At 70.4% G+C, this 3,332-nt stretch carries 3 protein-coding genes and 1 pseudogene; all 4 read right to left on the bottom strand.

Annotated features, from left to right (window positions below):
* Window positions 1-10 precede the first annotated feature (10 nt).
* Window positions 11-211: pseudogene (locus BV95_RS22435) on the bottom strand (DUF2793 domain-containing protein); the annotation flags it as partial.
* Between the two features lie 40 nt (window positions 212-251).
* On the bottom strand, window positions 252-2,453 hold the full coding sequence (locus BV95_RS22430; protein WP_037457545.1) for a phage tail protein: 2,202 nt from the start codon (window positions 2,451-2,453) through the stop codon (window positions 252-254).
* Window positions 2,454-2,478: 25 nt separating this feature from the next.
* A complete protein-coding gene (locus tag BV95_RS22425; RefSeq protein ID WP_037457544.1) occupies window positions 2,479-2,850 on the bottom strand; it encodes a hypothetical protein in 372 nt (123 codons plus the stop codon).
* A partial coding sequence (locus BV95_RS22420) for a DUF2163 domain-containing protein (protein WP_037457541.1) occupies window positions 2,847-3,332 on the bottom strand: 486 nt, incomplete at its 5' end. The genes BV95_RS22425 and BV95_RS22420, both read right to left, overlap by 4 nt.

Genomic DNA, 3,332 nt, shown 5'->3' with positions numbered 1-3,332 from the left:
TCTCGTATCACGCGCCCGAAGCGCCCGCCGCCACAATCCAGCATGCGCCGACCGCGGGCGAAGCAGGCGGCACATGCTCGTCCGCGCTTTCCACCGCGCCGTGCAGCAGCATGTCGACCCGCGCCAGCGCCTCATTGTGGAAGATCTCCTTTTGCGCCTGTCCGGCGAAAAGCTGGGGCAAGGCCCAGCGGAAGGTCGAGTCCATCGTCATGATCCCATTGTCCTTTTCGTTTGAGAGGGGAAATTCCCGTTCAGCCCGCCAGAACCAGCCGCGCAGCCCGTCCCAGCGCATGGGAACCGATCTGCCGCACCTCCACCGCCCGTTCGCCCGCGCTTCCCATATCCTCGGCCACCGCCGCCGCGTCATAGGTCCAGAAGGGTCGATCGGTGACGATCCGGCGCAACTCGTCCGCCCCGGCCAGCAGGCGCAGTTCATACTCCTCCCGATCCTCGCCCAGCGGCACGTCCGTCCCGCTGGTCCAGCGCCACCCGTTCCTGCTCCGTCGCGTCCAGCCGATGGTCCAGCCGCCCGCCCCGTCCGGCCGCGCCGCCAGATGGACCGGCGAAGGCGGCACGACCGCTTCCCCCGTCACCGTCAGGGACGCTTCGCCCGGCTCGCTGTCGCCCACGCCGATGGCCGCGAGGCGAACGGCCCCGCCCATCTCCGGCACGCGGCCATAGGCAGCAAGCGGCTCGACCAGCCGGTCCTCCTCCAGCAGCAGGAAATCCTCGCCCACTTCATGGACCGCCATCGCCCATTCGGTCCCGAACAACCCGCGCCGCAGCCCCTCCAGCCGGAAACTCGCCTCCCCGGTCTGCACCGCATGGCTGAACTGGATCAGTTCCCGCCCGACCAGGCACAGGTTGCGCCCCAGCGCCAATGCCGCCTCATCCGCCCCGTTCAATTCCATGTCCGCCGCCAGCAGCCTGACCTGCACGGCATGGACGGCATCGATCAACGTCGCGCTTCCCGAAGGCAACGGGGCGTCCAGCCGTCCCATCACCGCTCGCCCCGCCGTCCGCCCGACAGGCATAGCCTCCCCCGTAGCGCCGATCGCGAACAGCGCCGCGCCGCGCCACCCTTCGCCCCCGCTCGCCGCCGCCACGACGACCGGCGCCGCCACCAGCCCGTCCCGGATCGGCGGCAAGTCCGCCAGCATCAGCGTCGTCGGCCCATGCGGCCTGTCCGCCTGCCGCACGACCGCGCCAGAGGACGCCCCCGCCGGCATCGCCGCGCCAGCCCCCGGCACGCGCCGCAACGCCAGCCGCACGGCCATCGCCTCCCATTCCCGTTCCTCGATCCGCCAAAGCCCCGGCACGCCCGCGACCGTCACCACATCCCCCGGCGCATGGCGCAATGCATCCCACCCGCACCGCAAAGTCATCGTCGCCCGCCCGGTCCAGGCCATGCCCATCTTCCGCGCGGCCAGCGCCCGCGCCTCCTCGCCCGTCAGCATGGCGGGCAGGTCCATCCCCTGCTCCAGCCGCCCCGGCCCCGGCCTGCCGATGCGCTGCACGCCCGCCTGATAATCCCGCTCCGCATCATAATAGCGCACCGAAAGCGCCACCGGCACGCCATCGGCCGCGCCGCCCGACTGTTCAAAACCCTCCAGCGTCCGCCCGTTCACCGACCGGCAAAGCCCGCCGCCGCCGACCACGGCCCCGCCTTCCGTCCCGGAAGCGCGCAAACGCAACCCGCCATCATCCGCCACCAGCGCCAGCCCGAACGCCTCCACCAGCGGTGCCAGAGCATCGCCCACATCCGCGCCGCTCGCCGCCATGCCGCCCAGCGAACCCAGTCCTTCGCCCGTCAACATCCCCCCGCTCAACTCGGCGGCCAGCCCGGCAACCGAAACTGCCCCCTCATCCGCCTCGACCTCGAAAGTCAGCGAAGGAATCCGATTGCCGTAATCCGCCAGCGCCAGATCCTCGAACACCGCATATGCGATCCCCCGATGCCCCGGCGTCAGCCCCACGCCCTCCGCCGCCGCGATCAACGGATCGACCGCCTGATCCTCACCCCCGCCATGCAGCCGGAAGGCCCCGACTTCCGTCTTGAAGTCCCCCGCCACGCCCCGCAGCAGATTCCCGTCCGCCCAGATGCGCCGCACCGACCGAACGACCCGCGCCGACAGGGCCACGGCAAAACTCGCCGAATAGCTGTAGCTGGTGACGCTCGGCCGCCCCTTGCCCCCGCCGCTCCTGTGCCGCGTCTCCTTCAGGTCCGTCGCCCAGATCACCGTTCCCGCCACCCGCATCGTCCCGAACAGCTTCGGTATCTGCGCACCATAGGTGGATGTCTGCACCTGCACTTCGGTCAGCCGCCGCCCTTCGACCCCCTTGGGCTTGAACAGCACCGCATGATCGAAGGCATTGCCGATCATTCCGCCAATGGCGCCACCCAGCGGCCCGCCAATGGCCGTGCCAAGGGCGGTCAACACAATCGTCGCCATAAAAATATCTCCCAATCGCCGCCCGCTATTCTGGCCGCCAGTATCCCAGCACCGGCCAGGGCGATTCCCCCGGCATCTCCACGACGCGCCCCACGCCCGCATGAGCATGAACATGCCCGCCCGGCACCACGATCATCAGATGAAGCTGCAAAGGCCCCGGCCGCACCAGCGCCAGATCGCCATCCCGCGCCGCTTCGACCCGCCGCAAGCCCGCCGCCCGCAACCACTCCGCCGCCAGCCCCTCATCCCCCGACCGCAGCCCGTATCCCAGCGGAGCCGCCCGCCCCAGCACCAGCGCGGCCAGCCCCACACAGTCCAGCCCCCGCTCCGGCACCCGCCCATGCAACCGGAAACGAACGCCCACCAAGGCCCGCGCCGCCGCGACAACCGCGCTCAAGCCGCCCCCGGATAGCGCGTCAGCAAATCCGTTCCCGGCAGATAAGGCTCCCCCCGAAAGTTCACCGCATTGCCGAACCGCCCGGCACAGGTCGCCAACTGCCGGTCACACCCCTCGGTCAACAAAGCCAAGGCCCCGGCCTCCACCGCAAAAGGCGGCGGATCGACCAAAGTCAGCGCCCCGCCGTCATTATCCACCACCCCCTGCACGATCCCGCCATTGGCCCCGGTCAACCACCGCAAAGTCCCAAAGGCATAGGCCCCCGCCACCACCCCCGGCACAGCGACAATCGTATCCTCGACCCCCGCCACGACGACCACCCGCCGCCGCCCGGCCAGATCGACCCGGCACTGCCGATCCCCCAACGCCGCCCGGCAATCCGGCGAAGTCGAAGGCGCAACCGGCGCTTTCAAAGCCGCCATCGCCCCCACCAGTTCCGCCGTGAAAGCCCCCGCCTTGCGCGCCACCGCGCCAATCTCCCC

This window comes from Sphingobium chlorophenolicum (assembly GCF_000722875.1).
GTDB classification, from domain to species: Bacteria; Pseudomonadota; Alphaproteobacteria; order Sphingomonadales; family Sphingomonadaceae; genus Sphingobium; species Sphingobium chlorophenolicum.
The sequence above is the reverse complement of the archived record's forward strand: the minus strand, read 5'-3'. Positions and strand labels throughout refer to the sequence as shown.

Excerpts from the sequence above, each read along its gene's own strand:
- BV95_RS22430 (WP_037457545.1), bottom strand. The coding sequence starts at position 2,453 with ATGGCGACGATTGTGTTGACCGCCCTTGGCACGGCCATTGGCGGGCCG.